This window comes from Caenimonas sedimenti (genome assembly GCF_007833165.1).
In the GTDB taxonomy this organism is placed as follows: Bacteria; Pseudomonadota; Gammaproteobacteria; order Burkholderiales; family Burkholderiaceae_C; genus Ramlibacter; species Ramlibacter sedimenti.
Map to the genome: position 1 here is coordinate 29,846 of NZ_VOBQ01000003.1, position 25,272 is coordinate 55,117.

Sequence of the window (25,272 nt, forward strand, 5' to 3'; positions counted from 1 at the left end):
AAGACAGTGTCTTTCCTACATCGCGTTTTCGTCACCGCCGAAGGCGCTGGAGTACAGTGACTTCGCACTGCAGGTGACCCAGCAGTCCGCTGAACGAAGGAGGCTTCATGGACGTCGTCCGTAATTTCCTGGCCCGCTACGAGAAGACCCGCGAGGAAGAGTTGTCGATCGAGGAATACCTCGAGCTCTGCAAGCAGGATCCGCTCACCTACGCCACCGCCGCCGAGCGCATGCTCGCCGCGATCGGCGAGCCCGAGATGGTCGACACCCGGCACGACCAGCGGCTGTCGCGGATCTTCGGCAACAAGGTGATCCGCGTGTACCCCGCATTCAAGGATTTCTACGGGCTCGAGGAACCGATCGAGCAGGTGGTCTCGCACTTCCGCCACGCGGCGCAGGGCCTGGAAGAAAAGAAGCAGATTCTCTACCTGCTGGGCCCCGTGGGCGGCGGCAAGTCGTCGATCGCCGAGCGCCTGAAGCAGTTGATGGAGCAGGTGCCGTTCTACGCCATCAAGGGCTCGCCCGTGAACGAGTCGCCGCTGGGCCTGTTCAGCAACGACGAGGATGGCCCGCTGCTCGAGCAGCAGTTCGGCATCCCGCGCCGCTTCACGCAGCGCATCATGTCGCCCTGGGCCGTGAAGCGGCTCGAGGAATACGGCGGCGACATCCGCAAGTTCAAGGTCGTCAAGCGCTACCCGTCCATCCTCAAGCAAATCGGCATCGCCAAGACCGAGCCGGGCGACGAGAACAACCAGGACATCTCCGCGCTCGTCGGCAAGGTCGACATCCGCAAGCTCGAGAGCTATGCGCAGGACGACCCCGATGCCTACAGCTACTCCGGCGGCCTGTGCCTGGCCAACCAGGGCCTGCTGGAATTCGTCGAAATGTTCAAGGCGCCCATCAAGGTGCTGCACCCCCTGCTGACGGCCACGCAGGAAGGCAACTTCAAGGGCACCGAAGGCTTCGGCGCGATCCCGTTCGACGGCATCGTCATGGCCCACTCCAACGAGAGCGAGTGGAAGGCCTTCAAGAACAACAAGAACAACGAGGCCTTCCTCGACCGCATCTACGTCGTCAAGGTGCCGTATTGCCTGCGCGTGACCGAGGAGGTCAAGATCTACGAGAAGCTGGTGCAGAACTCCTCCTTGAAGGATGCTGTCTGCGCGCCCGGCACGCTGAAGATGATGGCGCAGTTCTCGGTGCTGACGCGCCTGAAGGAGCCGGAGAATTCCAGCCTGTTCAGCAAGATGCTGGTCTACGACGGCGAGAACCTGAAGGACACCGACCCCAAGGCCAAGAGCTACCAGGAATACCGCGACTACGCGGGGGTCGACGAGGGCATGACGGGCATCTCCACCCGCTTTGCCTTCAAGATCATCTCCAAGGTCTTCAACTTCGGCTCGGAGGAGGTCGCCGCCAACCCGGTGCACCTGATGTACGTGCTCGAACAGCAGATCGAGCGCGAGCAGTTCCCGGCCGAGACCGAGCAGAAGTACCTCGCCTACATCAAGGAGCACCTGGCCGCCCGCTACGCGGAATTCATCGGCAAGGAAATCCAGACCGCCTACCTGGAGTCGTATTCCGAGTACGGCCAGAACATCTTCGACCGCTACGTCACGTACGCCGACTTCTGGATCCAGGACCAGGAGTTCCGCGACACCGACACCGGCGAGATCTTCGACCGCGCCGCGCTGAATGCCGAACTCGAGAAGATCGAGAAGCCGGCCGGCCTGAGCAATCCCAAGGACTTCCGCAACGAGATCGTCAACTTCGTGCTGCGGGCGCGGGCCAACAACGCGGGCAAGAACCCGCACTGGACCAGCTACGAGAAGCTGCGCACGGTGATCGAGAAGAAGATGTTCTCGAACACCGAGGAGCTGCTGCCCGTCATCAGCTTCAACGCGAAGGCCAGCGCCGACGAGCAGAAGAAGCACGAGGACTTCGTCAACCGCATGGTGGAGAAGGGCTACACACGCCGCCAGGTCCGCCTGTTGTGCGAGTGGTATCTGCGAGTCCGCAAGAGCTCATAACTTGATCCACCCCGAAGCGCCTTCGGCGCCTCCCCTCAAGGGGCGCCACCAGCGGCCCGGCAAAGCCGGCTCCGCGGTGGCCCGCGATGGAGAGCGCGCGTGAGCAACATCAGCCGCTCCATGCTCCACCAGGTCATCGACCGCCGCCTCTCGGGCAAGAACAAGTCCATCGGCAACCGCGAACGCTTCCTCCGGCGCTACCGCGAGCAGATCAAGGAAGCCGTGCGCAAGGCCGTCGGGGACCGCGGCATCCGCGACATCGAGGACGGCGCCGACATCACGCTGCCGAAGCGCGATGTGTCCGAGCCCGTGTTCGGGCATGCGCCCGGTGGCAGCCGCGAGCTGGTGCATCCCGGCAACCAGGAGTACGTGCGCGGCGACCGCATCCAGCGGCCGCAAGGCGGCGCGGGCGGCTCCGGGGGCAGCGGCGCTTCGCAGGACGGCCAGGGCGAAGACGATTTCGTCTTCCGCATCACCCGCGAAGAGTTCATGAACTACTTCTTCGACGACCTGGCGCTGCCGCGGATGATCCGCACGCAGCTGCTGGCCGACGTCCCGGAGTGGAAGGTGCGCCGCGCCGGGGTGGTCTCGGAAGGCAACCCGACCAGCCTGCACGTCGTCCGTTCGATGCGGGTGGGGCTCGCACGCCGCATCGCGATGGGCGGAGACCCGAGGCGTGAGCTGCGGGAAGCCGAAGCGTTGCTCGCGACGCTGGAAGCCTCCGGGACCGAGGCCGAGATCGAGAAGCAACGCGAGGTCGTCCAGGAGCTGCGCGACCGCCTGAAGCGCGTGCCTTTCCTCGACCCGTTCGACCTGCGGTACCGCAATCGCGTGCGGGAACCGCTGCCGACCAGCAAGGCCGTGATGTTCTGCCTGATGGATGTCTCCGGTTCCATGGACGAATCCCGCAAGGATCTCGCCAAGCGCTTCTTCATCCTGCTGTACCTGTTTCTCTCGCGGCACTACGAGAAGACCGAGGTCGTCTTCATCCGCCACCACACGCAGGCCGCCGAGGTCACCGAAGACGAGTTCTTCCATGCCACTGAAAGCGGCGGCACGGTCGTGTCCAGCGCGCTCACGCTGATGAACGAGATCATCCGCGAACGTTACATGGGCAGCGAATGGAACATCTACGGGGCGCAGGCCTCGGACGGCGACAACTGGCAGCAGGATTCGTCCAAGTGCCGTGAGCTGCTGGACAACAAGATCCTCCCCCTCGTGCGCTACTACGCCTATGTGCAGGTGGCCGACGAAGACCAGAACCTGTGGGAGGAATACAACCGGGTGCGCGAATCCAACATCAACTTCGCCATGCAGAAGATCTGCACGCCGTCGCAGATCTTCCCGGTGTTCCGCGACCTCTTCAAGAAATCGCCGGTGAACGTATGAGCATCATCGAACTCCCCGAGGAAGCGGGCCTGATGCCCAGCGATACCAGGCGGCTGCCGAGTCCTTCGGACTGGAACTTCGAGCTGATCGACCTCTACTTCAACGAGATCCGCAAGACGGCCGAGCGCTTCGGGCTGGACACCTACCCGTCCCAGCTGGAACTGATCTCCTCCGAGCAGATGCTCGACGCCTACGCGTCGGTCGGCATGCCGGTGAACTACCGCCACTGGTCGTTCGGCAAGCACTTCATCTCCAACGAGAAAACGTACCGGCGTGGCCACATGGGGCTGGCGTACGAGATCGTGATCAATTCCGACCCCTGCATCGCCTACCTCATGGAGGAGAACACCATGCCGATGCAGGCCCTGGTGATGGCGCATGCGTGCTTCGGCCACAACTCGTTCTTCAAGGGCAACTACCTGTTCCGCATGTGGACGGACGCCAGTTCCATCGTCGACTACCTGGTCTACGCCAAGGCGTACATCGCCGAGTGCGAGGAGCGCCACGGCATCGACACGGTGGAGCAGACGCTGGACGCGTGCCACGCGCTGATGAACTACGGGGTCGACCGCTACCGGCGGCCGCAGAAGATCTCGATGGTGGAGGAGGAGATCCGCCGCAAGGACCGCGAGGCCTACCTCCAGCAGCAGGTCAACGACCTCTGGCGCACGCTGCCCACCAAGGCGGGGAAGGCCGCCAAGAAGGAAGCCAAGCGCTTTCCCGAGGAGCCGCAGGAAAACATCCTGTACTTCATCGAGAAGAACGCGCCGCTGCTGGAGCCCTGGCAGCGCGAGATCGTGCGCATCGTCCGGAAGGTCGCACAGTACTTCTACCCGCAGCGCCAGACCCAGGTGATGAACGAGGGCTGGGCCACGTTCTGGCACTACACGCTGCTGAACACGATGTACGACGAAGGCCGCCTCTCGGACGGCTACATGATGGAGATCCTGAGCTCGCACACCAATGTCGTGTTCCAGCCGCCCATCACGCACCCGGCCTACAACGGCATCAACCCCTATGCGCTGGGCTTCTCGATGTTCACCGACCTGCGCCGCATCTGCGAAAAGCCGACCGACGAGGATCGCGAGTGGTTCCCGGACATCGCAGGGTCGGACTGGGTGAAGACGCTCGACTACGCCATGCGGCACTTCAAGGACGAAAGCTTCATTGGCCAGTATCTCTCGCCCAAGCTGATGCGTGAACTGCGCATGTTCGCCGTGCTCGACGACGCAGCGCAGTCCGAGCTGGAGGTCGCCGCCATCCACGACGCGAACGGCTATCGCCGCCTGCGCGAATCGCTCGCCCGGCAACATGACCTGAGCTGGCGCGAACCCAACATCCAGGTCTGGAACGTCAACGCCCGCGGCGACCGCTCTCTCACGCTGCGCCACGTGCGCAGCACCGACCGCCCGCTCGACAACAGCGCCGAAGAGGTGGTGAAGCACGTGGCGCGCCTGTGGGGCTTCCGCGTCCGGCTGGAAAGCGTGGACACGCACGAACGGGTGATGCAGCACTGGGAAGTCACGCCGCCGCAGGTGCACCACTGAGACAGCCGCCACTGGCGGGCGCGGCGCCGCCGCCCTAGACTTGAACGGTCAACCCAGGAGACTGTTCATGTACCAACCCGACCTGCTGCAAGGCCAGCGCTTCCTCGTCACCGGTGGGGGCACCGGCCTGGGCCGCGCGATGGCGGAGAACTTCCTTGCCCTGGGCGCCGACATCGCCATCTGCGGGCGCCGCCAATCCGTCTGCGACGAGACCGCCACCGCCTGGCGCGAGCAATTCCCCGGCCGCCGGGTGGACACATTCGGCGTGGACATCCGCGTCGCGCAGGCGGTGGAGGAGATGGTCGAGGCGCTGTGGCAATCGGGCGGCCTCACCGGCCTGGTCAACAACGCCGCCGGCAATTTCATCTCCCCCACGGAGGCCTTGTCGCCGCGCGGCTTCGACGCCATTGCCAACATCGTTTTCCATGGCACGTTCTACGTGACCCAGGCGGTGGGCAAGCGCTGGGTGGCCGAGTCGAAGGCGGGGAAGTGGCAGCCGGGCCAGCCTTACCGCAGCGTCATGAGCATCATCACGACCTGGGTCGACAACGGGAGCCCCTTCGTGGTGCCCTCGGCCATGAGCAAGGCCGGCATCGACGTCATGACGAAGTCGCTGGCGGTCGAGTGGGCGCGCTACGGCGTCCGGCTGAATGCCGTGGGCCCGGGCGAGATCCCGACCGAAGGCATGAGCAAGCGCCTCAACCCCGGCGAGGAGCCGGGCGCGCGCAGCAAGGCCCACAACCCCATGGCCAGGGCCGGCAAGATGAGCGAGCTGCAGAACCTGGCGGCCTTCCTGATGGCCCCGGGCCGGTGCGACTGGCTCACCGGCCAGAGCATCATGATGGACGGCGGCAATGCGCTGGCCACCGGAGGCAACTTCTACGAGTTGCGCAACTGGAGCGACGGCGACTGGCAGGCCGCGCGCGAACGCATCGAAGCGCAGAACGCGAAGGACAAGGCCCAGCGATAGAAGCCGGACGGGTCGCTCCGCGGCCCGCTGCCGCGGCTTCAGCCGGGCTCGAGCGGCAGCAGCTCGACGGCTTGTTCCCCCTGCGCCGTGGTGGCACGCTGGCCCGTGGCCACCTGCCCCTGCAAGCCTTCCGCGGCGGCCGAAGAGGCCGCCACGCGCCAGCCGGCGCTCCGCGCGTGGTCCCGCATGCCGCCCACGGAGCTGACGGCCGGGCCTGGCACGATGGAGTGGCCCTGGACGTCGTGCAGCTCGTCGTGCACGGCCACCAGGCTGACCGGCCCCCGGTGCAGGCCGCAGGCCCCCGGCGCGGCCTTGCCCAGGGCAAAGGCCGCACGCGCAGCGCGCAGTTCCGCGGACATCGTGGCCGTGCCCGAGTCGCCGGCGAACACGCTCAGCAGGTCGGCGCCGTACGGCAGCACGTGGTCGGCGCCGAACAGGTAGAGCGTGTCGCGCGCCTGCTGGTGCGCGCGCTTCACGCGCTCCGCCAGGCCTTCCTGGCTCGAGGTCCCGTTGGCCCCGGGGCCCAGCAAGTCAGCCTGGAGCAGGACGGCGTTTTCGTAATGCAGGTCGCCTTTCGCGTCGGCCTTGCGCTCCCAGCGGGCGCTGACCTCCTTGGCCAGCTGCTGCTCGTAGCGGCGCCCGAGATGCTCCTTTTGTTGCAACAGCGCGTCCTCGACGACGCCGCTGACCGAGCTGAGGAAGGCCTCCTGCTGCGAGAGCCGGCGCTCGAGCACGGCGTCCACTGCTTCGCAGAGTTCCTCGGGACGATAGGGCTTCGTCAGGTAATCGTCGGCACCCGAGGTCATGCCCTTGCGCACCTGCTTGCGGTCCGACATGGCGGTGAGCAGCACGAAGGGCGTGTGGCCGATTTCGGCGTCCTGCCGCAGTTCGGTGACGACTTCGTAGCCGGTCATCCCCGGCATCATCACGTCGCAGACGATGGCCTCGGGCTTGATCTCGCGCGCCAGCGCCAGGCCGGACGGGCCGTCCGCGGCCTCGTGCACGGAGTGCCCCGCCTTCTTGAGAGCAAAAGCGGCGACGAAGCGTTGCGCGTCGTCGTCCTCGATCAGCAGCAGCACGGCCATGGCGCTATTTTGCGCCATGGCGGGGCGGACCGGTCAGCGGCCCCACACCTCATCGGCGGTTTCCACCACCAGGCGCAGCTTGCTGCGCTGGTCTTCCACCGCGATGTTGTTGCCGTGGACGGTGCTGGAGAAGCCGCATTGCGGCGACAGCGCCAGTTGCTCCAGCGGCGCGTGCTGCGCCGCTTCGTCGATCCGGCGCTTCAAGACGTCCTTGCTCTCGAGCTGCCCGAACTTGGTGGTGACCAGGCCGAGCACGACGGTCTTGCCCTTCGGCAGGAAGCGCAGCGGCCGGAAGTCGCCGGAGCGGTCATCGTCGTACTCCATGAAGTACGCGTCGATGTCCATCTCCTTCAGCAGTGCCTCGGCGACGGGCTCGTAGTTGCCGGCGGCGGCGAACGTGCTCTTGAAGTTGCCGCGGCACAGGTGCATGGCCAGCAGCATGCCTTGCGGCTTGCGCGCCACCACCTTGTTGATGAACTTCGCGTAGCGATGCGGCAGCTCGTTGGGATCGTCGCCACGCTGGCGTGCGGCCTCGCGCATCTTCTCGTCGCACAGGTAGGCCAGGTTGGTGTCGTCCATCTGCACGTAGCGGCAGCCCGCGTCGTACAGAGACTGGAGCTCGTCGCCGTAGGCCTTGGCCACGTCGTCATAGAACGCCGGGTCGAGTTCGGGATAGGCCTCCTTGCTGATGCCGGCGCGGCCACCCCGGAAGTGCAGCATGGTGGGCGAGGGGATGGTGACCTTGGGCGTGAACCCGGACGACACCTGCGTCTTCAGGTACTCGAAGTCCGCCTTCTGGATGTCCTTGGCATGGTGGACCTTGCCGACCACCTTCATCACGGGCGGCGCCAGTTCCTCCGTGCCGTCCGCCTTGCGGATGGTGACCGGGATGTCGGTCTTCACCCCACCCAACTGGTCGAGGAAGTCGATGTGGAAATAGGTGCGGCGGAATTCCCCGTCGGTGATGCTCTTCAGGCCGATGCTTTCCTGGAACTTCACGATCTCGGCGATGGCCTTGTCTTCGACTTCGCGCAGCTGCGCAGCGCTGATGTCGCCCTGCGCTTTCTGCGCGCGCGCCTCCAGCAGGTATTGCGGGCGCAGGAAGCTGCCGACGTGGTCGTAGCGGGCGGGGAGTTGCATCATGTCTCGGGGTCTCCTTCGGTTGTCACAAATCTAGCACCAGCACCGCGCTCTTCGCGCGCGAGCAGCAGGGCGTGAACTGGTCGTGTTTCGCTTTTTCTTCATCGGTGAAGTACATGTCGCGGTGATCGCACTCACCGTCCAGCACACGTGTGATGCAGGTGCCGCAGACGCCTTGCTCGCAGGAGGTGAGGATCTCGATCCCTTGCGCCTGCAGCGCCTGCACGACGGTCTGGTCCGCGGCCACGGCGTAGGTCTTGCCGCTGCCGGCCAGCTTCACTTCGAAGGCACGGTCGCCGGTGGTGTCCTGCGGCGCGGCGCCGAAGTATTCCAGGTGGATCTGCTCCGGCGGCCAGCCATGCTCCTTGGCGGTCTTCAGCACGAAGTCGATGAACCCCGAAGGACCGCAGACATACAGGTGCGTGCCGGCATCGGGCTGGCCCAGCACGCGCGGCAGGTTGAGCTTCTGCGACGGCGGGCCGTCGTCGTGATGGAACTGCACGCGGTCGGCGAACCGCGAAGCGGCGATCTCGGCGCGGAACGCCGTGCGTTCGGCCGAGCGGGTCGAGTAGTGCAGGGCGAAGTCGGCATCGAGCTGGGCGAGCCGCTGCGCCATGCAGAGCAGGGGCGTGACGCCGATGCCGCCCGCGAACAGCAGGCTGCGCTTCGCGTGCACCAGCGGGAAGTGGTTGCGCGGCTCGCTGATCAGCAGCATGTCGCCTTCATGCAGCGAGTCGTGCATGCCGGCGGAACCACCGCGCGATGCCGCGTCGCGCAACACCGCGATGCGGTAGCGGTGGTTCTCGCCGGCGTCGTTGCACAGCGAGTATTGCCGGGTGAGGCCACCCGGTACCTGCACGTCGATGTGCGAACCCGCGCTGAACGCGGGCAACGGCGCGCCATCCGGGCGCGCCAGTTCGAACGATGCGATGTCGAGCGCTTCCTGCGCCTTGCGGACGACCCTGACGGCGATTTGCGCCATGACGTCAGGCCAGCGCCGGTTGCTGCTGCGGATCGGCCGCCTGCTCTTGCGCCAGCAGCCGGTCCAGGATGCGGCGCGACTGCACGCCGCCGGCGTCGATGTTCAGCATCAGGAGCTTGCGCCCGGGATAGCGGTTCAGGTTGCGCTGTTGCGCCTCGAGCACGGCCATGTCCTCCGCGAACACCTTGGCCTGTCCCTCGCGGATCTGCGCCGTGAGCGCCTTGTCCTTCGGATTGAAGTTGCGCGCCATGCCCCAGAAGTACCACATGCTCGTCTCGGTCTCCGGTGTCAGGAAGTCCACCACGATGCTGTAGACCTTGTCCTTGGGATCGGCATCGTAGCCACCTTTGCCGGCGTGGGCCACGCCCACCTCGATCATGATGTGGCTGGGCGGCGTGAAGTGGCAGACCTGCCAGCGGTCCACCGGCACGTCGTCGGCCAGGTGGTTGCCGCGCAGGTTGGCGCGCCAGAAGGGCGGCGGCATCACGTTGTTCATGAAGCGGCTGGTGACGACGCTTTCCCCGACCGTCTTCGTGGTCACCGGCGTCTCGTCGATCTCCTTCTGCCCGATGCTGGTGGCGTGCACGTAGGTCTCGTGCGTGAGGTCCATCAGGTTGTCGATCATCAGCCGGTAGTCGCACTGGATGTGGTACAGCCCGCCGCCATAGGCCCATTCGGGGTTCTCCGCCCACTCGAGGTGGTGGATCTTCGCCGGATCGGCCTGCGCGGCTTCGCCGGGCCAGACCCAGATGAATCCGTAGCGCTCGACCGCGGGGTAGGCGCGGATCTTCGGGAACCCGCCCACGCGTTGGCCCGGCATGGCCACCGTCTTGCCGTCGCAGCCCATGACGAGGCCGTGGTAGCCGCAGACCAGTTGCCCCTCACAGACCTCGCCCAGCGACAGCGCGGCGCCCCGGTGCGGACAGAAGTCCTCCAGCGCCGCGACCTGGTTGCCGGCGCCGCGATAGAAGACGATCTTCTCGCCGCAGATGGTGCGCCCCAGCGGCTTTTCGTCGATCTCGTCGGGGGTGCAGGCGACGTACCAGGCATTTTTGAGGAACATGACGGAGCGGGCGTGGCTTTCGAAGGAAGGCAAATTATGCGTCACCGCCCCATCGATGTATACAATGAAGAAGGAAATCAGCTATTCGAAGCCGTTATTTCCGGTAAATCTGAGTCTGATGTATACAGCGCCCCCCATCGAAACGACAGACCCGACCTCGTCGCAGGCAGTCAAGGCGCAACTGCGGCTGCGCGAGATGATCCTGGCGGGCGAGCTGCCGGCGGGCGCGCGGATCGCTGAACTGGCGATCGTGGAGAAGCTGGGGGTGTCGCGCACACCGATCCGGGCCGCGCTGATGCGCCTCGAGCAGGAGGGACTGCTGGAAGGCCTGCCCAGCGGCGGCTATGGCGTTCGCACCTTCTCCGAGCGCGATGTCTCCGACGCCATCGAGATGCGGGGCACGGTCGAGGGTTTGGCGGCGCGCCTGGCTGCGGAGCGTGGCGTCGAGGCACCGGTGCTGCAGGAGGCGCGCGCCTGCCTCGAACAGATCGACATCGTCCTCAGCCAGCCGGCACTGGATGACGATGCTTTCCTGCGCTACGTCACCCTCAACCAGAAATTCCACAACCTGTTCTGCGAGATGGCGGGCAGCCCGGTGATCACCCGCGAGCTGGAGCGGGTGGTGCGTCTGCCCTTCGCCTCTCCCTCGGGGTTCGTCGTGATGCAGGCGAACTCGCCGCAGGCGCGCGACATGCTGATTGTTGCGCAGGACCAGCACCGCCAGGTGCTGGACGCGATCGAACGCCGCGAGGGCGCGCGGGCCGAGGCCATCATGCGCGAGCACTCGCGCCTGGCCCAGCGCAACCTGCGCGAAGCCGTGCGCAGCCCGGACAGCGGGCGGATGCCTGGCGTGCGCCTGATCCGGGGGTAGACATGCGAAACGCGCTGTTCCCAAACCCGATTGCGATAACCTGCCCTTGGCTATCGCAAAGCCTCATAACTGGTAGTGTGCGCCCGGGGCTTTGCGTTCCGCCGCGCGAAGCACAAAATTCGCAACCCCCACGGAGACCGCCATGCACAAGAGACACGTATTGAAGACCGCCCTGGCCCTGGGCCTGCTGGGTGCCAGCACCCTGGGCCTGGCGCAGGACAGGATCCGCATCGGGCTCATCCTGCCGATGACCGGCCCCTTCGCTTCCACCGGCAAGCAGATCGAGGCCGCGGCCAAGCTGTACATGGCGCAGAACGGCGACACGGTCGCCGGCAAGAAGGTCGAACTGATCGTCAAGGACGACACCGGCACGCCTGATGTCACCAAGCGCATCGCGCAGGAGCTGGTGGTCAACGAGAAGGTGGCGGTGCTGGCCGGCTTCGGCCTCACGCCGCTGGCGCTGGCCACCGCACCCATCGCCACGCAGTCGAAGACGCCGCTGGTGGTGATGGCCGCCGCCACGTCGAGCATCACGGAAGCCTCCCCCTACATCATCCGCACCAGCTTCACGCTGCCGCAGGCTGCCGTCGGCATCGCCGACTGGGCGCCGAAGAATGGCATCAAGAAGGTGGTCACGCTCGTGAGCGACTACGGCCCGGGCATCGACGCCGAGAAGTTCTTCAAGGACCGCCTCATCTTCAACGGCGGCACCGTCGTCGAAAGCCTGCGGGTGCCGCTGCGCAACCCCGACTTCGCGCCGTTCCTGCAGAAGGTGCGCGACGCCAAGCCGGACGCGCTGTTCACGTTCGTGCCCTCGGGCGCCGGCGCGGCGCTGATGAAGCAGTTCTCCGAGCGGGGCCTCGACAAGGCGGGCGTCAAGCTGATCGGCACCGGCGACGTGACCGACGATGACATCCTGAACAGCATGGGCGACGTCGCCGTCGGCGTGGTCACCTCGCACCACTATTCGACCGCGCACAACTCGCCCACCAACAAGAAGTTCGTCGATGCCTTCCTCAAGGCCAACAACAACCTGCGTCCGAACTTCATGGCCGTGGGCGGTTATGACGGCATGCACGTCATCTACGAAGCACTGAAGAAGACCAAGGGCGGCACCGGCGGCGGCGATGCCTTGCTGGCCGCGATGAAGGGCCAGATCTTCGAGAGCCCGCGCGGCCCCATGTTCATCGATGCCCAGACACGCGACGTCGTACACAACATCTACATCCGCAAGGTCGAGAAGAAGGACGGGCAGCTGTACAACGTGGAGTTCGAGACGTTGAAGGACGTCAAGGATCCGGGAAAGAAGTAACGGACGATAACGCGGCCCTGCGGGCCGCGTCCTTCTGTTTTTGGATTGGGGTCCGCTTGCTCACGATTCTTTTCGACGGCATCGCCTACGGCATGCTGCTCTTCGTGCTCGCGGTCGGCCTGGCCGTGACCATGGGGTTGATGAACTTCATCAACCTCGCGCACGGCGCCTTCGCCATGGCCGGCGGGTACATCACCGTGCTGCTGATGCAGAAACTGGGCGTGCCCTTCCTGGTGTGCCTGCCGATCGCCTTTCTCGGATCGGCGCTGCTCGGCGGCGTGCTCGAGCGCACGCTGTACCGGCCGATGTACGCCAAGCCGCACCTCGACCAGGTGCTGTTCTCCATCGGCCTCACGTTCATGGCGGTGGCGGCCACCGACTATTTCATGGGCTCGACCCAGCAGATCATCCAGCTGCCGGATTTCCTGCGCGGCCGCACGGAGCTGGGCGCCGATCCGTTCGTCCTGGGCATGGGCCATTACCGGCTGTTCATCATTGCCGTCTGCGCGGCGTTGACGATCGCTCTGCAATACGTGCTGAGCCGCACCCGCTTCGGCAGCCGGCTGCGCGCGGCGGTGGATGACCAGCGGGTGGCGGCCGGTCTCGGCATCAACGTCAACATCGTCTTCCTCACCACCTTCGCGATGGGCTCGGGGCTCGCGGGGCTGGGGGGTGCGCTGGGCGCCGAAGTGCTGGGGCTCGACCCGACCTTCCCGCTCAAGTTCATGATCTATTTCCTGATCGTCGTGGCCGTCGGCGGCACCTCGTCGATCACCGGGCCGCTGCTCGCGGCTTTGCTGCTCGGCATCGCCGACGTCGCGGGCAAGTACTACATCCCCAAGCTGGGCGCCTTCATCGTGTACAGCCTGATGATCGCCATCCTGATCTGGCGGCCGCAGGGCCTCTTCGTGCGCCAGGGAGGGAAGGCCTGATGCAAGCGCAGCAATCCTTGCTCACGTCCTCACGCTGGCGGCCCTGGGAATTCATTCTGTGGGCACTCGCGTTCGCGATGCCGCTCCTGATGTCCAAGCACGCGCTGATCGTCAACGAGATCGCCATCGTGGCGTTGTTCGCGATCTCGCTGGACCTGGTGCTGGGCTACACCGGCATCGTGTCTTTGGGGCACGCGGCCTTCTTCGGCATGGGGGCGTACACGGCGGCGCTGTTCGCCAAGCACGTGATGCCGGATCCGCTCGTGGGGCTGCTGGTCGCGACCGCGGTGGCGACCGTCTTCGGCGCCATCGGCAGCCTGACCATCATGCGGGGCAGCGACCTCACACGGCTGATGGTGACGTTGGGCGCCGCGTTGATCCTGCTCGAACTCGCCAACAAGCTCGACTGGCTGACCGGCGGTGCCGACGGCTTGCAGGGCGTTGTGATGGGTCCGGTGCTGGGGATGTTCGCTTTCGACCTGAGCGGGCGCACCGCGGCGTGGTATTCGCTCAGCATCGCCCTCATCTTCTTCCTGCTGGTGCGGCGGCTGGTGCATTCACCGTTCGGCGGGACCCTGAAGGCCATCCGCGACAACCGCCTGCGCGCCATGGCCATCGGCATCCCCGTCAGCTCGCGCCTGGGCGTCATCTACACGGTGGCCGCCGGCGTGGCGGGTGCGGCGGGTGCGCTGCTGGCGCAGACCACGGGCTTCGCTTCGCTCGACGTGTTCGAGTTCCACCGCTCGGCCGACGTGATGCTGATGCTGGTGATCGGTGGCACCGGTTGGCTGTACGGCGGCATCGCCGGTGCCATCGTCTTCAAGCTGATGCAGGACGCGCTCTCGGCCATCACGCCGCAGTACTGGACGTTCTGGATCGGACTGTTCCTGGTGGTCCTGGTGCTGGTCGGACGCGACCGTCTGCTCAAGCCCTGGACCTGGTTCAAGCGGGGGCAATCATGAGCGATGAGATCGTCCTCAGCGCCCTGGGGCTGGTGAAGCGCTTCGGCGGCATCACGGCCACACAGAACGTCACTTTGAACCTGCGGCGCGGCGCGCGCCATGCGCTGATCGGCCCCAACGGGGCGGGCAAGACCACGCTGATCAACCTGCTGACGGGCGTGCTGGAGCCGAGCGAAGGGCGCATCGTGCTGGAAGGCCAGGACATCACCACCCTGGCGCCGCACCAGCGCGTGCGGCGCGGCATGGTCCGCACCTTCCAGATCAACCAGCTGTTCGCCAGCATGACGCCGCTGGAGACCATCGCGCTGGTGGTGTCGCAGCAGCGCGGGCTGGGCGCGCGATGGTGGCCATCCCTGGGCGCGGACAAGGCCGTGGCGGAGCGCGCCGCCGCGTTGCTGGAGCAGTTCCACCTGGCTGAAGTGGCTGACCAGCGGACCGAGCATCTCGCCTACGGCAAGCGCCGGCTGCTGGAGATCGCCATCGCGCTGGCCTGCGAGCCGCGCGTGCTCCTGCTCGACGAGCCTGTGGCCGGCGTGCCAGCCGGTGAGCGCGAGGAGCTGTTGCAGACCGTGGCGGCGTTGCCCGCCGACGTTTCGGTGCTGCTGATCGAACACGACATGGACCTCGTCTTCAGCTTCGCCGACCGCATGACAGTGCTGGTCAACGGCGCGGTGCTGACCGAAGGGTCGCCGGACGAAATCGCCAACGATCCTGAAGTCAAGGCGGTCTACCTCGGCCACGGCGAGGAGGCGGCGCATGGCTGAACTCCTCAAGGTCGAAAACCTGAGCGCGGGTTATGGGGAAGCGGTGGTCCTGCACGGCATCGGCTTCGCGCTGGGCGAGGGTGAAACCCTGGCCTTGCTCGGGCGCAACGGCACGGGCAAGACGACGCTGATCAATACTCTCGCCGGCGCCACGCGCCAGCACGCCGGCAGCATCGCGCTGGGCGGAGTCGCGTTGCACAAGCTTGCTTCGCATGAACGCGCCGCCGCCGGCATCGGCTGGGTGCCGCAGGAGCGCAACATCTTCAAGTCGCTCACGGTGCAGGAGAACCTGACGGCCGTGGAGCGTCCGGGCAAGTGGAACCCCCAGCGTGTCTACGAAATGTTCCCGCGCCTGGCCGAGCGCAAGGGCAACCTGGGCACGCAGCTCTCGGGCGGCGAGCAGCAGATGCTGGCCATCGGCCGCGCGCTGGTCGTCAACCCGAAGCTGCTGCTGCTGGACGAGCCGCTGGAAGGCCTGGCGCCCATCATCGTGAGCGAGTTGCTGAAAGCCATCAGCCGCATCACGCGCGAGGAGGGGCTGGCCGCGATCATCGTGGAGCAGCATCCGCAGGCGATCCTGGCGATCTCCCACCAGGCGATCGTGCTGGACCGCGGCACGGTGGTGCATGCGGACTCGGCGCGCGCGCTGCGCGAGGCGCCCGAGCTGCTTGACCGCCTGCTGGGCGTGGCACGATAGCGCCATGAAACACCAACGCAGGCAACTGCTGGCGGCCGCTGCCGCCTTGGCCGCCGCCCCGCTCCTGCGCGCCCAGCCGGCCTTCCCGTCCAGGGGCTTGCGCATCGTCGTGCCGAACGCGGCCGGCGGCGCGGCGGACATCACCGCCCGCACCGTGGCCCAGAAGATCGCCGGGCCGCTTGGCCAATCCGTGGTGGTCGAGAACAAGCCCAGTGCCGGCGGCATCGTGGCCGGCGAGCTGGTGGCGCGCGCCGAGCCGGACGGCCACACGATGCTGCTGATCAGCAGCGGCACGGCGGTCAGCGCCGCGCTGTTCAAGGCACTGCCGTTCGACACGCAGAAGGATTTCGCGCCGGTGTCGCTGCTGGCGACCTTCGACCTGTGCATCGCGGTGAGCGAAAGCGGCCGCTTCAAGACGCTGGCCGACCTGCTGGCCTACGGGCGCGCCAATCCCGGCAAACTCAACATCGGCACGCCGCAGGTCGGCACCACGCAGAACCTGGCAGCCGAACTGTTCAAGTCCAGCGCCGGCATCGAGGCGCAGGTCGTGCCTTTCAACGGGACCCCACCGGTCATCACCGCCTTGCGCGGCGGCGAGATCGACGCCATGGTCGACATCCTGGGTCCGCTGATGCCGCAAATCACTTCGAAGGCGTTGCGCCCGCTGGCGGTGCTGGGCGGCGCGCGCGCGCCGCAGTTGCCGGATGTACCGGCGGCCAGGGAGGCGGGTGGTTCGCTGGCGAGCTTCAACGTGTCGTCGTGGAACGGGCTGGCGGTGCCCGCGCGGACGCCACCGGAGGTCGTGGCGCGGCTGGCGCGTGAAGTGCAGGCCGCGTTGGCGCAGCCCGACGTGAAGCAGCGCCTCGCGGAGTTGAACCTCACGGCCCAGGGCAGCACCCCCGCGCAGGCCGCGGCGCAGCTGGACGCGGACACGCGCCGCTGGAGCGAAGTGATCGCGCGGGCGAAGATCCCGCGGCAGTAGAGCGAAGGGGACATCATGGAAATGCGCCGCATCGGGCTGGTCGGCTACGGGGAAGTGGGCAGGACGTTCGCGCTCGGGCTGAAGCCGAAAGTGGAGGCCGTGGCGGCGTGGGACTTGAAGTTCGCGCAAGCTGCGACCCGTGAGCACGAGCATGCGCACGCGCGAGACCACGGCGTCACGGCCTGCGGTTCGATGCGCGAGTTATGCGAGGCGAGCGATCTCGTCATCTCCGCCGTCACGGCCTCGAACACGCTCGCCGTCGCGGAGGAAGCCGCGCCGCACCTGCGGCCGGGCACCGTGTTCCTGGACTTGAACTCGGCCTCGCCGGGCACCAAGCAGCGCGCCGCAGCCCTGGTCGATGCTCGCCGCGCGCACTACGTCGAGGCCGGCGTGATGACTTCGGTGCCGCCCTACGGCATCCGCGTGCCCATGCTCCTGGGTGGCGCACGCGCCGCCGAACTCGCCGCGTTGCTGACCGGCTGGGGCATGGACGCCAAGGCAGTCAGCGAGCAGCTCGGCGTTGCCAGCGCCATCAAGATGTGCCGCAGCGTGATGATCAAAGGGCTCGAAGCCCTGGTGATCGAGAGCTATGCGACGGCGCGCGCCTACGGGGTGGAAGACCACGTGCTGCCGACGCTGCAGGAGACCTTTCCCAGCATCGACTGGAGCCGGCAGGGGGCGTACTTCTTCAGCCGGGTGGTGCAGCACGGCAAGCGCCGCGCGGAAGAGATGCGCGAAGCCGCCAACACGGTGCGTGAAGCCGGCTTCGAGCCCCTGATGGCGAGCGCCATCGCCGACAAGCAGCAGGGGGTGGCCGACGCGGCTGCGGCGGGCGTGTTCGATGGCGTTGCCAAGGACGCCGCGTGGCAGGACTACGCGGACCGCCTGCTGGCGTCGCGCAAGAAGACTTGAGCCAGTGCTCGACATCCTCGCCATCACCGGCCCGATCTACCTGGTGGTGGCGGCGGGATACCTGAGCACGCGGCTCGGGCTGTTCGAACGCGGCGAGATGCGCGTGTTCGGCAAGTACGTCGTGAACGTGGCGCTGCCGGCGCTGCTGTTCAACGCGCTGTCGCAACGCAGCCTCGCCGAAGTGCTGAACCCGGTGTTCCTTGCCGCCTATGCACTCGGTTCGCTGGTTGCCATGGCGGTCGGGCTGATGTGGGCGCGCAAAGTCTCGGGCAAACCGCTTTCGGCCGCCGCCATCATGGGCATGGGCATGTCGTGCCCGAACAGCGGTTTCATCGGCTATCCCCTGGTGGCCCAGGTGTTCGGCGCCGCGACGGCGGGCGTGGGCCTGGCCCTCGCGATGGTGGTGGAGAACCTGCTGTTGCTGCCGCTGGCCCTGGCGATCGCCGACGCCGAACTGCCGCCCGGCGCACCCGCGGAGAGCCGCGCGGCCCGCGTGCGAGCCGCGCTCGCGCAGTCGCTCAAAGGCTTTGTGCGCAACCCGATGATCCATGGCATCGCGCTGGGCTTCCTGTTCTCGTTGATGGGTTGGCGGCTGCCGGTCCCGGTGGCCAAGGCCATCGACCTGCTGGCGATGTCTTGCGGCGCGATCTCCCTGTTCGTGATCGGCGGCTCGCTGGTCGGTCTGCGGATGCGCGGGATGGGCAACGATGTCTTCGCCATCACCGCCGGCAAGCTGCTGCTGCATCCGGTTGCCGTGCTGGGCGCGGTGCTGCTGTTGCCGCCGATGGCGCACGAACTGCAGATGGCCGTGGTGCTGATGGCCGCCGTGCCGATGCTGGGCATCTATCCCATCCTCGCGCAGAAGCACGGGCAGGACGCGATGGCCGCGGCGGCGCAGCTTGGAGCGACCGTGCTGTCGTTCTTCACGCTGACATCCCTGGTCTGGCTGCTGAAATCGGGCGCCTCCTGAGCTGGGAGCAAGCGCGCCGAGGTGCCGGTTCGTTATCGCTCGTTTCCAGTCGACCGCTCAGGGCGGTGCCACCATGCTACGAACGTTCGCATCCTGCAGCAGTTGCGGAAAGGGCTCGGGCGGCGCCTGGTCGGTGAACAGGCGGTCCACCTGCGCCAGCGTTGCCAGCTGCACCATGGCCGGCCGGTTGAACTTGCTGTGGTCGGCCGCCAGCCAGACCTCGCGTGAACATTCGATGATGGTCTGGGCGACCTTCACCTCCCGGTAGTCGAAGTCGCGCAGGGAACCGTCGGCCTCGATCCCCGAGATGCCGATGAGGCCGATGTCCACCTTGAACTGGCGGATGAAGTCGATCGCGGGCTCGCCGATGATGCCGAGATCGCGCGCCCGCACCACGCCGCCCGCCACGATCACCTCGCACTCCGGATTGGGGCTGAGGATGGCCGCCACGTTCAGGTTGTTGGTGATCACGCGCAGCCCCTTGTGACCCAGGAGTTCGCGGGCGATCGCCTCCGTCGTCGTGCCGATGTTGATGAGCAGGGAGCAGTCATTGGGCACCTGGCTGGCGACGGCCCGCGCAATGGCTGCCTTGCCCGCCGCGTGCAGTGACACGCGCTGCTGGTGGCCCAGGTTCTGTGTCGTCGAGCCCGGCAATCGCACGCCACCATGGAAGCGCACGACGAGGCCTTCGTCGGCCAGCCGCTGAACGTCGCGCCGCACGGTCTGCAAGGTCACGCCCAACTGGTCGGCCAGCGCTTCGACGCTCACCGAGCCGCGGGCCCGGACCACTTCCACCAACTGCAACTGCCGGGGATTCGAGTTCATTTGCGTTCGATTCTGTTCCGCAGTGCAAGCAGCGTGAAGCCTTGTTGACTACGTTCTAGGGAAAACGCTGAGTTAAATCGCGCAGAAACGAAGAAAAATAGAACCAAAGCGCAACACAAAAAGATACATCTTGAGCGATTTCGACTGCGACGTGCTGGTGGTGGGCGGCGGCATCAATGGCTGCGGGGTGGCCCGCGACCTGGCCGGCCGCGGCTGGCGCGTCACGCTGTGCGAGCAGGACGACCTGGGCCAGCACACCTCGTCGGCGGCCACCAAGCTGATCCATGGCGGCCTGCGCTACCTGGAGCACTTCGAGTTCGGACTGGTGCGCAAGGCCCTGCGTGAACGCGAGGTGCTGTTGCGCAGCGCGCCGCACATCGTGCGGCCCATGCGCTTCGTGCTGCCGCACGACCCGGCGATGCGGCCGGCCTGGATGATCCGGTCCGGCCTGTTCCTCTACGACCACCTGGCGCGCCGCGACCTGCTGCCCGGAACCGCCACGATCGATCTGCAGCGCGATCCGATGGGGCGCTGCCTGAAGCCGCACCTGGACCGCGCGTTCGTCTATTCCGATGGCTGGGTGGACGACGCGCGGCTGGTCGTGCTGGTCGCCATGGATGCGCGCGAGCGCGGTGCCGAGATCCTCACCCGCACGCGGTGCCTGGCCTCGCAACGCGACTCGGCCGGCTGGGTGGCCACGCTGCAGCCTCGCCACGGTCCGTCGCGCCAGCTGCGGGCGCGGGCCCTCGTGAACGCAGCCGGCCCCTGGGCCGAACGTTTCCTGCGCGAACAGGCCCGCCCGGCAGGGAGTGAAGCGCTTGCCGGCCGCAGCCTGCGCCTGGTCAAGGGCAGCCACATCGTGGTGCCGCGCCTGTTCGACCATGACCACGCCTACGCCTTCCAGAGCGCGGACAAGCGCGTCATCTTCGCCATCCCCTACGAAGGGCGGTTCACGTTGATCGGCACGACCGACGTCGAACTTCAGGGCGACCCTGTCGACGCCCGCATCGACGACGCGGAGCTGCACTACCTGTGCGAGCAGGCCAGCCGCTATTTCCGGCAGCCCGTGCGCGTGGAAGATGTGGCGTGGAGCTACACGGGCGTGCGGCCTCTGCTCGACGACGAGTCCGGCGACCCGTCGGCCGTCACACGCGACTACCTGCTGGAGGCGCGGACGGACGCAGCGCCCATCCTCTCGATCTGGGGCGGCAAGCTCACCACGTTCCGCAAGCTCTCGGAGGAAGCGGCCGACCTCGTGGGCGATGCGCTGGGAGAGCGGCGCGCCGCGTGGACGGAAGGCGCTGTGCTGCCCGGTGGCGACTTCACGGATTGGACGCCGGCCACCGGCCGGCCCGACGCCGACTTCGACAGCTTTGTCACAGCGGTAAGGAGCCGTTACGGCTGGCTCGCGGAGTCGCCATTGCGACGCATTGCGCGCGCCTATGGCGCGCACATTGGCCGCGTGCTTCGGCCCACGGCGGCCGCCATGGGCGAGGAGGTCGTGCCCGGCCTGTTCGAGGCCGAAATCGACTACCTGCGCGCGCATGAATGGGCCGAAACGGCGGACGACGTGCTGTGGCGCCGCAGCAAGCTCGGATTGCACCTGGCCGCGGCGGAGCGCGAGCGGGTCGCACGGTGGATGGATGGGGACACGGCGATGCGGAAGGTGGCGTGATGCAGTTGGCCCTGGAAAGCATCAGCAAGAAGGCGGGCGCCGAGGACTGGTTGCACGCCATGAGCCTTGCGCCGCAACCGGGCGCGGTCACCGTGCTGCTGGGCGCGACGCAGGCCGGCAAGACGAGCCTGCTGCGCATCATGGCTGGCCTGGATGCGCCGACGCAAGGCCGGGTGATGGTGGACGGCGTCGACGTGACCGGGGTGCCAGTGCGCAAGCGCAACGTCTCCATGGTCTACCAGCAGTTCATCAACTACCCGTCGCTCAAGGTGGCCGACAACATCGCGTCGCCACTCAAGCTGCGCGGCGAGAAGAACATCATGGACCGGGTGCGCGAGATCGCCGCGAAGCTGCGCATCGAGCCGTTCCTGGACCGCTTGCCCGCCGAACTTTCGGGTGGGCAACAGCAGCGCGTGGCGCTGGCGCGCGCCCTCGCCAAACGGGCGCCGCTGATGCTGCTGGACGAACCACTCGTGAATCTCGACTACAAGCTGCGCGAGGAACTGCGTGATGAACTCACGCAGTTGTTCGAGACCGGGGAGTCCACGGTGATCTACGCCACCACGGAGCCCGGCGAGGCACTGCTGCTGGGCGGCTACACCGCGGTGCTGGATGCGGGCGAACTGCTGCAGTACGGTCCGACGGCGGAGGTGTTTCATGCGCCGAAATCGCTGCGCGTCGCGCGCGCTTTCAGCGATCCGCCGATGAACCTGATCCCGGCCGAGGCCGCCAGCATCGGCGTCAAGCTCGATGCCGGTCCGCAGCTCTCGATCCCCTTGCCCGCGGCGGCGTCGAAGGCGCTCATGATCGGCGTGCGTGCCGGCTCACTGCGCGTGCGCGCCCGCGACGGCGATGTCGCCTTGCCCGGCCGGGTCGAGCTGGCGGAGATTTCCGGGTCCGACACATTCGTGCACGTCGAGACGCCGGTGGGCGAGGTCGTCGCGCAATTGACCGGGGTGCATGACTTCGCGCTCGGCGCGGGGATCACGCTCTACCTGAGCCCGGCGCAAGCCTATGTGTTCGATGCGCAGGGTGACCTCCTGGTTGCGCCCGAGCGGGCAGGGGGACGCTGAGATGGCCCGCATCGATCTCGACCTGGCGCATGCCTACAAGGCGCAGCCGCTCGAAGACGCCGACTACGCACTGCTGCCGCTGCAACTCAGCTTCGAGGACGGCGGCGCTTACGCCTTGCTCGGCCCTTCCGGCTGCGGCAAGACCACGATGCTCAACATCATCTCGGGGCTGTTGCCGCCCTCGCACGGCGGCGTGAAGTTCGATGGCGTGGACGTGACGCACGCCAGCCCGCAACAACGCAACATCGCCCAAGTGTTCCAGTTCCCCGTCATCTACGACACGATGACGGTGGCCGAAAACCTGGCCTTCCCGCTGCGCAATCGCAAGATGCCCGAGGCGCAGATCGCCAAGCGGGTGGGGGAGATCGCGGAGATGCTGGAGCTCTCCGGGCAGCTCGGGCACCGCGCGGCGGGCCTCGCCGCCGACACCAAGCAGAAGATCTCGCTGGGCCGCGGCCTGGTCCGCCCGGATGTGGCCGCGGTGCTGTTCGACGAACCGCTCACGGTCATCGACCCGCACCTGAAGTGGCAATTGCGCCGCAAGTTGAAGCAGATCCACCACGAGCTGAAACTGACGCTGATCTACGTGACGCACGACCAGGTGGAGGCGCTCACCTTCGCCCAGCAGGTGGTGGTGATGACGCGGGGCCGGGTGGTGCAGGTGGGCAGTGCGGAGGCGCTGTTCGAGCGGCCGACTCACACCTTCGTGGGTCACTTCATCGGTTCGCCGGGGATGAATTTCCTGCCGGTGCGCGCCGATGGCGGCGCGCTGCGCATCACCGACACCGATTTGCGACTGACCCCGGGACGCGCGCTGCCCGAAGGCGACCTGGTGCTCGGCGTGCGGCCCGAGTACGTCTCGCAAGCCGCGGCCCAGGAACCGGGCGCCGTGCACGCAAAAGTCTCGCGGGTTCAGGACGTTGGCACCTCGCTCATGCTGACGGCGCAGCTGGGCGCGCACTCCCTCAAGGCGCGGCTGGCGCCCGACACGGCGGTTCCCGCCGCCGGTGACGCCGTCTGGCTGCAACTGGTGGGCGAACACACCTGTTTCTACAAGAACGAGGAGTTGGTGGCATGAGCAATTTCAAGCCGATCAACCAGAAAGCCTGGTTCCTGATCCTGCCCGTCATCCTCTGCGTCGCCTTCTCGGCGATCCTGCCGCTGATGACGGTGGTCAACTACTCGGTGCAGGACATCATCTCGCCCGAGCGGCGCGTGTTTGTCGGCACCGAATGGTTCGCCAACGTGATGCGCGACGAGGAACTGCACGCCGCGCTGTGGCGCCAGCTCGTCTTCTCCGGCGCGGTGTTGCTGGTGGAAATTCCCCTGGGGATCGCGCTGGCGCTGTCGATGCCGGCGCAGGGCTGGAAGGCCTCGGCGGTGCTGGTCACGGTGGCGCTGTCGTTGCTGATCCCCTGGAACGTGGTCGGCACCATCTGGCAGATCTTCGGCCGGGCCGACATCGGCTTGCTGGGCGCGACGCTGCAGAAACTCGGCGTCGACTACAACTACACCGGCAGCGCGCGCGACGCCTGGATCACCGTGCTCGTCATGGACGTGTGGCATTGGACGCCGCTGGTGGCGCTGCTTTGCTACGCCGGGCTGCGCTCCATCCCGGACGCGTACTACCAGGCCGCGCGCATCGACGGCGCCAGCCGCTTCGCGGTGTTCCGCTACATCCAGCTGCCCAAGATGCGCGGCGTGCTGATGATCGCGGTGCTGCTGCGGTTCATGGACAGCTTCATGATCTACACCGAGCCCTTCGTGCTGACCGGGGGCGGGCCCGGCAATTCGACGACCTTCCTCAGCCAGTTCCTCACGCAGAAGGCGGTGGGCCAGTTCGACCTGGGTCCCGCCGCGGCCTTCTCGCTCATCTACTTCCTGATCATCCTGCTGTTCTGCTTCGTGCTCTACAACTGGATGCAGCGGGTCGGCACCCAGGAAAAGGAGGCGGCATGAAAGCGCCCAAGTTCCAGGCCCGCAACCTGTTCCTGTTCGCGTACCTGCTGTTCGCGCTGCTGCCCATCTACTGGATGGTCAACATGAGCTTCAAGACGAACAACGAGATCGTCTCCAGCTTCTCGCTGTTCCCGAACGAGTTCACCTGGGCCAACTACAAGACCATCTTCACCGACCCCGCCTGGTACTCGGGGTACATCAACAGCCTGATCTATGTCGGCATCAACACCGTCATCTCGCTCACGGTGGCATTGCCCGCGGCGTATGCGTTCTCGCGCTATTCCTTCCTGGGCGACAAGCACGTCTTCTTCTGGCTGCTCACCAACCGGATGACGCCGCCGGCCGTCTTCCTGCTGCCGTTCTTCCAGCTGTACACCACCGTCGGCCTGATGGACACGCACCTGGCGGTGGCGCTGGCGCATCTGCTGTTCAACGTGCCGCTGGCCGTCTGGATCCTCGAAGGGTTCATGAGCGGCATCCCGCGCGAGATCGACGAGACGGCCTACATCGACGGCTACTCCTTCCCGCGCTTCTTCCTCACCATCTTCCTGCCGCTGATCAAGGCAGGCGTCGGCGTGGCGGCCTTCTTCTGCTTCATGTTCAGCTGGGTCGAACTGCTGCTGGCCCGCACGCTGACCAGCGTGAATGCGAAGCCCATCGTCGCCACGATGACGCGCACCGTGTCCGCCTCAGGGATGGACTGGGCGACGCTGGCTGCGGCCGGCGTGCTGACCATCCTGCCCGGCGCCGTCGTGATCTGGTTCGTCCGCCATTACATCGCGAAGGGTTTCGCGATGGGCCGAGTCTAGGAGGGTGTGAGCCATGTTTGACTGGATGGTCTGGACGACGCCTGTCGCGGTGTTCTTCAGCTGCATCGCTCTGATGCTCGCCGGCATGACGGCGTGGGAGTTCAAGTCGCCCACCGTGATGCGCAAGGGGTTCCTGCCGATCGCCACCACGAGAGGCGACCGGCTCTTCATCGGGCTGCTCACCGCGGCCTACATCAACCTGGCCTTCATCGGCCTCGCGGGCAAGTTTGCCCAATGGTTCAGCCTCGAGCAGGAGCCCAGCATCTGGATCAGCTTCGTGCTGTCGATGGCAGTACTGGCGCTGGTCATGCGCCGCGGCTGAT

General features: G+C 66.6%; 24 protein-coding genes. 19 read left to right on the top strand and 5 right to left on the bottom strand.

What is annotated here, in order from left to right; translation table 11 throughout:
• Positions 1-107 precede the first annotated feature (107 nt).
• From FN976_RS03310 to FN976_RS03325, 4 genes are all read left to right on the top strand, one after another.
• Positions 108-2,030, top strand: a complete 1,923-nt coding sequence (locus tag FN976_RS03310; protein ID WP_145890965.1) for a PrkA family serine protein kinase — start codon at positions 108-110, stop codon at positions 2,028-2,030.
• Positions 2,031-2,150: 120 nt separating this feature from the next.
• On the top strand, positions 2,151-3,419 hold the full coding sequence (locus FN976_RS03315; protein WP_145891454.1) for a YeaH/YhbH family protein: 1,269 nt from the start codon (positions 2,151-2,153) through the stop codon (positions 3,417-3,419).
• Positions 3,416-4,966, top strand: coding sequence for a SpoVR family protein (locus tag FN976_RS03320; RefSeq protein WP_145890967.1), 1,551 nt, complete (start codon positions 3,416-3,418; stop codon positions 4,964-4,966). Before FN976_RS03315 ends, FN976_RS03320 begins: the two co-directional genes overlap by 4 nt.
• Positions 4,967-5,033: 67 nt before the next feature.
• Positions 5,034-5,936, top strand: a complete 903-nt coding sequence (locus tag FN976_RS03325) for an SDR family oxidoreductase (protein WP_145890969.1) — start codon at positions 5,034-5,036, stop codon at positions 5,934-5,936.
• Positions 5,937-5,974: 38 nt separating this feature from the next.
• Here FN976_RS03325 and FN976_RS03330 read toward each other — a convergent pair whose 3' ends face one another.
• The 4 genes from FN976_RS03330 to FN976_RS03345 are packed head-to-tail and all read right to left on the bottom strand — an operon-like array spanning position 5,975 to position 10,206.
• Positions 5,975-7,039, bottom strand: coding sequence for a response regulator transcription factor (locus FN976_RS03330; protein WP_145890971.1), 1,065 nt, complete (start codon positions 7,037-7,039; stop codon positions 5,975-5,977).
• Positions 7,040-7,054: 15 nt separating this feature from the next.
• Positions 7,055-8,164, bottom strand: coding sequence for a 5-methyltetrahydropteroyltriglutamate--homocysteine S-methyltransferase (locus FN976_RS03335; protein WP_145890973.1), 1,110 nt, complete (start codon positions 8,162-8,164; stop codon positions 7,055-7,057).
• Between the two features lie 22 nt (positions 8,165-8,186).
• Positions 8,187-9,143 carry a PDR/VanB family oxidoreductase gene (locus FN976_RS03340; protein ID WP_145890975.1) on the bottom strand — a complete coding sequence of 319 codons (957 nt, stop codon included), beginning with the start codon at positions 9,141-9,143 and terminating at the stop codon, positions 8,187-8,189.
• A gap of 4 nt (positions 9,144-9,147) precedes the next feature.
• Positions 9,148-10,206: an aromatic ring-hydroxylating dioxygenase subunit alpha gene (locus FN976_RS03345; protein ID WP_145890977.1), complete on the bottom strand. Its 1,059-nt coding sequence runs from the start codon at positions 10,204-10,206 to the stop codon at positions 9,148-9,150.
• Positions 10,207-10,324: 118 nt separating this feature from the next.
• On the opposite strand from FN976_RS03345, the gene FN976_RS03350 reads away from it, so the two are divergent.
• The 9 genes from FN976_RS03350 (at position 10,325) to FN976_RS03390 (ending at position 18,608) form a co-directional block, all read left to right on the top strand.
• Positions 10,325-11,077: a GntR family transcriptional regulator gene (locus tag FN976_RS03350; protein ID WP_145891456.1), complete on the top strand. Its 753-nt coding sequence runs from the start codon at positions 10,325-10,327 to the stop codon at positions 11,075-11,077.
• Positions 11,078-11,219: 142 nt separating this feature from the next.
• Entirely contained in the window at positions 11,220-12,389 is a 1,170-nt protein-coding gene (locus tag FN976_RS03355; protein WP_145890979.1) for an ABC transporter substrate-binding protein, read from the top strand.
• A gap of 56 nt (positions 12,390-12,445) precedes the next feature.
• Complete coding sequence (locus tag FN976_RS03360; protein WP_145890981.1) at positions 12,446-13,321, top strand: branched-chain amino acid ABC transporter permease; 876 nt, start codon at positions 12,446-12,448, stop codon at positions 13,319-13,321.
• Complete coding sequence (locus tag FN976_RS03365; protein ID WP_145890983.1) at positions 13,321-14,283, top strand: branched-chain amino acid ABC transporter permease; 963 nt, start codon at positions 13,321-13,323, stop codon at positions 14,281-14,283. Before FN976_RS03360 ends, FN976_RS03365 begins: the two co-directional genes overlap by 1 nt.
• The gene (locus tag FN976_RS03370) at positions 14,280-15,047 is read left to right on the top strand and encodes an ABC transporter ATP-binding protein (RefSeq protein ID WP_145890985.1); all 768 of its coding nucleotides are present in this window, start codon (positions 14,280-14,282) and stop codon (positions 15,045-15,047) included. The genes FN976_RS03365 and FN976_RS03370 overlap by 4 nt, the downstream gene beginning before the upstream one ends.
• Positions 15,040-15,744, top strand: a complete 705-nt coding sequence (locus FN976_RS03375) for an ABC transporter ATP-binding protein (RefSeq protein ID WP_145890987.1) — start codon at positions 15,040-15,042, stop codon at positions 15,742-15,744. The genes FN976_RS03370 and FN976_RS03375 overlap by 8 nt, the downstream gene beginning before the upstream one ends.
• Before the next feature lie 4 nt (positions 15,745-15,748).
• Positions 15,749-16,726 (top strand): tripartite tricarboxylate transporter substrate-binding protein, encoded by a 978-nt coding sequence (locus FN976_RS03380; protein ID WP_145890989.1) that lies wholly within the window; start codon positions 15,749-15,751, stop codon positions 16,724-16,726.
• Positions 16,727-16,741: 15 nt separating this feature from the next.
• Entirely contained in the window at positions 16,742-17,638 is an 897-nt protein-coding gene (locus FN976_RS03385) for an NAD(P)-dependent oxidoreductase (RefSeq protein WP_145890991.1), read from the top strand.
• Positions 17,639-17,642: 4 nt separating this feature from the next.
• Positions 17,643-18,608 carry an AEC family transporter gene (locus FN976_RS03390; protein ID WP_145890993.1) on the top strand — a complete coding sequence of 322 codons (966 nt, stop codon included), beginning with the start codon at positions 17,643-17,645 and terminating at the stop codon, positions 18,606-18,608.
• A 57-nt stretch (positions 18,609-18,665) separates the two neighbouring features.
• Here the strand turns inward: FN976_RS03390 and FN976_RS03395 are convergent, their stop codons facing one another.
• A complete protein-coding gene (locus tag FN976_RS03395; protein ID WP_145890995.1) occupies positions 18,666-19,433 on the bottom strand; it encodes a DeoR/GlpR family DNA-binding transcription regulator in 768 nt (255 codons plus the stop codon).
• Positions 19,434-19,563: 130 nt separating this feature from the next.
• Between FN976_RS03395 and glpD the strand changes: the two genes are divergently transcribed.
• From glpD to FN976_RS03425, 6 genes are read left to right on the top strand one after another with little or no spacing between them, the layout of a single operon-like run.
• Positions 19,564-21,108 (top strand): glycerol-3-phosphate dehydrogenase, encoded by a 1,545-nt coding sequence (gene glpD / locus FN976_RS03400; RefSeq protein WP_255440093.1) that lies wholly within the window; start codon positions 19,564-19,566, stop codon positions 21,106-21,108.
• On the top strand, positions 21,108-22,181 hold the full coding sequence (locus tag FN976_RS03405; RefSeq protein ID WP_145890999.1) for an ABC transporter ATP-binding protein: 1,074 nt from the start codon (positions 21,108-21,110) through the stop codon (positions 22,179-22,181). Before glpD ends, FN976_RS03405 begins: the two co-directional genes overlap by 1 nt.
• A 1-nt stretch (position 22,182) precedes the next feature.
• Entirely contained in the window at positions 22,183-23,259 is a 1,077-nt protein-coding gene (locus FN976_RS03410; protein WP_145891001.1) for an ABC transporter ATP-binding protein, read from the top strand.
• Positions 23,256-24,140, top strand: a complete 885-nt coding sequence (locus tag FN976_RS03415; protein WP_145891003.1) for a carbohydrate ABC transporter permease — start codon at positions 23,256-23,258, stop codon at positions 24,138-24,140. The genes FN976_RS03410 and FN976_RS03415 overlap by 4 nt, the downstream gene beginning before the upstream one ends.
• Positions 24,137-24,949 (top strand): carbohydrate ABC transporter permease, encoded by an 813-nt coding sequence (locus tag FN976_RS03420; protein WP_145891005.1) that lies wholly within the window; start codon positions 24,137-24,139, stop codon positions 24,947-24,949. The genes FN976_RS03415 and FN976_RS03420 overlap by 4 nt, the downstream gene beginning before the upstream one ends.
• A 13-nt stretch (positions 24,950-24,962) precedes the next feature.
• A complete protein-coding gene (locus tag FN976_RS03425; RefSeq protein WP_145891007.1) occupies positions 24,963-25,271 on the top strand; it encodes a DUF2160 domain-containing protein in 309 nt (102 codons plus the stop codon).
• Position 25,272 lies beyond the last annotated feature (1 nt).